Below are 6003 nucleotides of genomic sequence, written 5' to 3' on the forward strand. Positions count from 1 at the left end.
TCGCGGTGGATGATTCCGAGGAAACTCAGGAAGATGTGCCGGTAACTATCTCCGTCCTGGAAAACGATTCTGATCCGGATAATGATCCACTTAAAATTACAGAAACCACTAGCCCAGCAAATGGTTCTGTAATAGTGAATACCGATGGTACTATTACCTATACTCCGAATGAGAATTTCAACGGAAACGATTCTTTCCAATACACCATCACCGATGGAAATGAAGGATTCGATACCGCTACTGTTACGATCAACATCGGTAGTGTGAACGATGCACCAATCGCGGTGGATGATTCCGAAGAAACTGATCAGGATACCCTGGTGATCGTATCTGTTCTTGATAATGATTCAGATATTGATGGTGATGCCTTAACTATTACCAATGCAACTAAACCAGGAAATGGAACTGTTGTTATTAATGATAATGGAACCATCACTTATTCTCCGGATGATAGCTTTGTAGGAACAGATAGTTTTGAATACAGCATAACAGACGGTAATGGCGCATTTGATTCAGCGATCGTAACGATAACAATTATTGATACGGAAGGACCAGTCATCGCCTGTCCAGATACGATGAACCTGAATAATAACCCTGGTACCTGTGGAGCTATTGTTGAATTTAGCATACCTGAGTTCAGTGACAATTCCAATTCTGCCACTATAGAACAAACGGGTGGATTGGAGCCAGGACAAATTTTCCCGATTGGTACCACGACTATCATTTTCACAGCTACAGATGCTGCAGGTAATACTACGATCTGTAGTTTTGATGTAATCGTAAAGGATAATGAAGCACCTGTAGTGGAAGAAATGACCGATCTTGTAGTGAACAATGACCCTTCACTATGTGGAGCAGTTGTAAATTATCAGTCAATTAGTGCTACTGATAATTGCGAAATTGATAGCATGTTCATTACGGAAGGTTTAGAATCTGGTTCAGAATTCCCGGTGGGAACTACTACCGTGACTTATACCGTGACAGATATTTATGGAAATCCTTCCACTGAAAGCTTTACGGTTACCGTAATAGATAATGAAGCTCCTGCAATAAGCTGCCCGGAAAGCGTTACGGTAAGTACAGAAACAGGCGTTTCTTACGCGGTTGTGAATTTCCAGGATGCTACTGCAACCGATAATTGCGAGGTAAGTGTTGAGCAAACCGGTGGATCTACTTCTGGTTCTCAGTTTCTAATTGGAACGAACACTGTAACTTTTACTGCTACCGATGCTTCTGGAAATACTACTCAATGTAGCTTTGATATCATCGTTGAAGATACTGAAGATCCAACTTTAGAATGCCCGTCAGACATTGTAAGAAGTACTGATAGCGGAATTTGCGGGGCTATTGTAGAATTTGAAACTCCAGAAGGTTTCGATAATTCGGGTAATGTAACTGTAGAACAAACCGCGGGTCTGTCTTCAGGAGAAGTATTCCCTGTGGGAACTACCACTATAACATTTACTACTTCTGATGAAGCTGGGAATACCGCAAATTGCAGCTTTGAAATAAGTGTAGTTGATGATGAAGCTCCGGTTATTGAAGATAAAAATGATATCACGCTAAATACCCATCCTGATTTATGCGGTGCTATTGTAGACTACGCTATTCCTTCTGCAACTGATGATTGCGGATTAGAAAGTATAGAACTTACTAAAGGTTTGACTCCTGGGTCTGAATTTCCATTAGGAGAAACCACAGTAACCTATACCGCAATTGATGTGAATGGTAATTCGATTAATTCCAGCTTTACAGTTACTGTTGTCGATAATGAAGCTCCGGTGATTGCCTGTCCGGAAGATATTCAATTAAACGTTGAGTTTGGAACTGAGACTGTAGTAGTGAATTATGCTTCTATTTCAGCTACAGATAATTGTTCAGAAACGAGTATAGAATTAATTGAAGGTTATGCGTCTGGGGAAGAATTTCCAATAGGAGAAACTATTGTGACTTATGAAGTTACTGATGCTTCAGGAAATACGGCCAGCTGTTCTTTTACAGTTAGTGTAGAAGAAGAGCCGGAAGAAACTCCGCCTGCACCAACTGCTCCTCAAGTCGATTTAATTCAGCCAGATTGTGTTACACCAACCGGAGTAATCCTGATTAATATTGAAGCTGGACTTACCTATAGTATCGACGGTGAAAACTATTTAGCAGTAGAGGAATTTACAGAGCTTGAACCGGGAACCTACCAGGTAACCGCAAAAGATGAGTTTGATCAAATTTCAGAAGCTACCATAGTAACCTTAGAAGAACCGATAGCCAGTGAGATTGAAACCAGTACAATTAGTCTTTGTATAGACGACTCTACTTTTGATCTTTTTGAACTGCTGCAAGGCGAATATGACACTTCGGGAGTTTGGGTAGATACCGAAGAAACAGGAGCATTAGCCCAGGGCTTTGTTGACCCGGCAATGTTATCAATAGGCACCTATACTTTTGAATATCAACTAAACAACGGTATTTGTAATTCTACCACAGAGGTTACTGTTTCTATAAACGATGATTGTATAGTATTACCTTGTAGCCTGGAAGATATACAATCGAGTATTTCTAAAGCCGTAACTCCAAATGGTGATAATCGTAATGATTATTTCACCATAGATTTTGCTAGTGAATGTGGATTCACTTACGACCTGATGATCTTTAATCGATGGGGTAATAAAATTTATGAAGCCACAAACTATCAAAACGATTGGGATGGCTATTCTACAAATTCGGCAACAAGTTCTAATCAATTACCATCAGGAACATACTTCTATATTCTGGAAATTAGAAATAGCGGCTTTGACCCAATACAAGGTTACATCTATTTAGGAACAAAATAAAAACAGAAAACTATGAAATACTTATACCTACTCCTTTTCTGTCTTATGTTTTCCATATCTGGTTCAGCGCAGCAATTGCCGCAGTTCACCCAGTATATGTATAATACCATATCTATTAATCCTGCTTATGCCGGGAGCAGGGACGGGTTCTCTATAACTGCTTTAAATCGTAACCAGTGGGCCGGAGTTAGCGGAGCACCAAATACGCAAACGCTCTCTATACATTCCCCACTTACTAACGATAAAGTAGGTCTTGGGCTTTCGATTATTAACGATAAAACCGGTTATGAGAATTATACCTATGCTTACGGAGATTTTGCCTATCGCTTAGATTTCAGCAATAATATCTCTCTGGCAATGGGTTTAAAAGCCGGGATGAGTTATTACAACTTAGATCAGGAATTATTTACCGATCAGCAGGTTTTGAATGATCCATTCTTTGAGGATAGGTTTAATAAATGGACTCCCAATTTTGGGATTGGTTTCTATCTTTCTTCCCAAAAATGGTATGTGGGCGCATCTGCTCCTAAGCTAATCAACAACAACAATCACGAGTATAGTGAGTTTTTAGCCATGGAACAGATTCATTATTATCTTACCGGGGGATATGTTTTTGATTTAAATGAGAACCTGAAATTCAGACCTACTTCTTTGCTAAAAATGACTAGCGGCGCCCCGCTTTCTGTAGATTTCTCAGGAACAATGATCTTTAATGAGAAATTTTACCTGGGAGCCAACTGGCGAATAGATGACGCTCTGGGCGCTTTTCTGGATGTAGAACTTTTTGACGGGTTTAGAGCTGGTTATGCCTACGAATATTCAATCTCAGACATTAGACCCTACACTTCTGGATCTCATGAGATCTTACTTATTTATGAGTTCAGATTCCAGAAAACCCGTTATAAATCACCTCGATTCTTCTAAATTAAACGCTGCTAATTATGAAAAAACTATACTATTTAAGCCTATTTTTCTTCGTGTTTAGCATCTCGCTACAGGCACAATACGGCAAACAAAAAAAGGCAGATAAACTTTATAATAACCTGGCTTATATGGAAGCGGTAGAGGTTTATAAAGAGCTTATTGAGAACGACTATAACACCAGGGAAAACAGGATAAAGCTTGCCGAGACTTATATGAAATTAAGAAGTCCCGAAAATGCGGTTTTCTATTACGAGGATATCTTGGAGGATTCTACAAATATTTCGGCGGAATATTATTATGAATATGCCCAGGCTTTAAGAGGCGCCAAAAGATATGAGGAATCTCGCGAATGGTTACAAAAATACCTGGAAAGCAACGGGGAAGCTTCAGCTGAAGCCAGCAAAATGTTAGACAAAAACAATCCCGAAATTCGAACTACCTATACACTTAAAAAAAGCGACTTTAATTCAGAATTTAGTGATTTTGGAGCTGTAAAACACGAGGGTAAAACCTACTTCGTTTCCGCCAGAAATTCAGAGAATTCAGAAAAAGAATATTCCTGGAATGAAGAGCCATTTTTAGATGTTTATCAATTAAATTCTAATTCTGAGGTCTCCCCTATTTCGGGAGAAATCAATACTAAATTACACGATGGCCCTATAAGTTTTGGCAAGGAGGGCGCAACGCTGTATTTCACTCGTAACAACTACTATAATGACAAAGAAGGAAAACGGGATAAAGAAGCAACCAATCATTTAAAGATCTATTCCGCTCAAAAATCTGGAAACAGCTGGGTGAATATTCAGGAATTACCTATTAATAACAATGAATATTCCGTAGGGCATCCATCGGTATCTCCAGATGGAAAAACCCTTTATTTCACCTCAAATATGCCTGGCGGTCAAGGAGGTACTGATCTTTACAAAGTTTCCATAAATGGCAATAATAGTTTTGGGAATCCAGAAAACCTGGGAGATTTAATTAATACCGCTGAAGACGAAAGCTTTCCTTTTATAGATGAAGACGAGGTGCTTTATTTTTCTTCTACCGGGCACGGCGGTTACGGTTTAGCCGATATCTATAAAATAGATTTTAAGGCTGAAAATGATAAAATTATCAACCTGGGAGAAACCATAAATAGCAACTTAGACGATTTTAGCTATTTCAGGGAGACTAATAGTAATGCAGGATTTATAGCTTCTAACCGTGATGGATCAGACAATATTTATGGATTTAATCAATTACTGCCCTTAATTTTAAAAGGAAAGGTAACCGATGCCGTAAATGGCAATCCTATTGCGCAGGCTACGATTAGGCTTTTTGATGAAAATAACGAGCAAATCGCTTTTCTAGAATCTGATGAGGATGGAAATTATAAAACAACGGTAAATAGAAACATGGAAATTCCGTTGGAAGCAAAACAAATTGAATATAAAAACTTCAATGCTACTCTGAATACCAGTAATATGGAAGATTCAGAAGAAATGGAGTACAATATTGCACTTCAACCGGTGGCCGATGTTGAATATCTTGCTGAAATAAATAATATTTACTTCGATTTTGATAAGAGTAATATTAGGCCAGACGCATCAAAAGAACTCGATAAACTTGTAAAACTTATGCGAGAGGAGTATCCCGATCTTGTAATTGAAGTCGGATCGCATACCGATAAGCGCGGAAGCGAAGCTTACAATGAAGCTTTAGCCCAGCGAAGAGCAGAAGCCACTCGAGACTATTTAATCGAGCAAGGAATAGCTGAAAATCGTATTAAAGAGCAAGGCTACGGTGAGCGCCAACCGGCAATAGAATGCGATAGGTGTTCCAAAGAGCAGCATCAACTAAATCGTCGTTCTATGTTTAGTGTGGTGAATATGGATTAAAGATTAGGTTCTTTTAAATGAAAAGAGGCCGTCTAAAAAGTATTTAGATGGCCTTTTTTATTGATAAAAGTTTTTGTGAGAGAAGCGCTTCTTCTTTTGTAGATATTCTTAATGATAAAAAAGGAAGGAAGCCCCCTTCCTATGCTATACTGAATTTTCTTAAGTTGTGCGCCATAGCGATTAACCCTATTTCAGTAGTTACTTTCTCCATTCCCCGAAGCATAAATCGCTTGAAGCCCATGTTTTGCTTGATATTCCCAAAAACGGCTTCCACATCCCAGCACCGACGTTTACGATGTGCTATTCCCGCTTCACTTAATAGTAGGTTCCTAGCTTTTTCTTTGAGACGGATCAGGTTATGATTGCGCTCG

4 protein-coding genes are annotated in these 6003 nt (G+C 39.0%); 3 read left to right on the forward strand and 1 reads right to left on the reverse strand.

Features of this window, described 5'->3' with window-relative positions; translation table 11 throughout:
- From B5440_RS15320 to B5440_RS15330, 3 genes are all read left to right on the forward strand, one after another.
- Positions 1-2828, forward strand: a 2828-nt coding sequence (locus tag B5440_RS15320; RefSeq protein WP_143533322.1) for an HYR domain-containing protein, incomplete at its 5' end; no start/stop codon positions are given.
- A gap of 12 nt (positions 2829-2840) precedes the next feature.
- A complete protein-coding gene (locus B5440_RS15325; RefSeq protein WP_070054986.1) occupies positions 2841-3752 on the forward strand; it encodes a PorP/SprF family type IX secretion system membrane protein in 912 nt (303 codons plus the stop codon).
- A gap of 17 nt (positions 3753-3769) precedes the next feature.
- Complete coding sequence (locus B5440_RS15330) at positions 3770-5632, forward strand: OmpA family protein (protein ID WP_070054985.1); 1863 nt, start codon at positions 3770-3772, stop codon at positions 5630-5632.
- Positions 5633-5771: 139 nt separating this feature from the next.
- Here B5440_RS15330 and B5440_RS15335 read toward each other — a convergent pair.
- Positions 5772-6003 (reverse strand): transposase (locus B5440_RS15335; RefSeq protein WP_143533323.1); only part of this gene is annotated, 232 nt, incomplete at its 5' end.

This window comes from Salegentibacter salarius, assembly GCF_900168265.1.
GTDB classification, from domain to species: Bacteria; Bacteroidota; Bacteroidia; order Flavobacteriales; family Flavobacteriaceae; genus Salegentibacter; species Salegentibacter salarius.

What these genes read in the sequence shown, in the direction of transcription:
- B5440_RS15330 (WP_070054985.1), top strand. Translation starts at nt 3,770, where the DNA reads ATGAAAAAACTATACTATTTAAGCCTATTTTTCTTCGTGTTTAGCATC.
- B5440_RS15325 (WP_070054986.1), top strand. Translation starts at nt 2,841, where the DNA reads ATGAAATACTTATACCTACTCCTTTTCTGTCTTATGTTTTCCATATCT.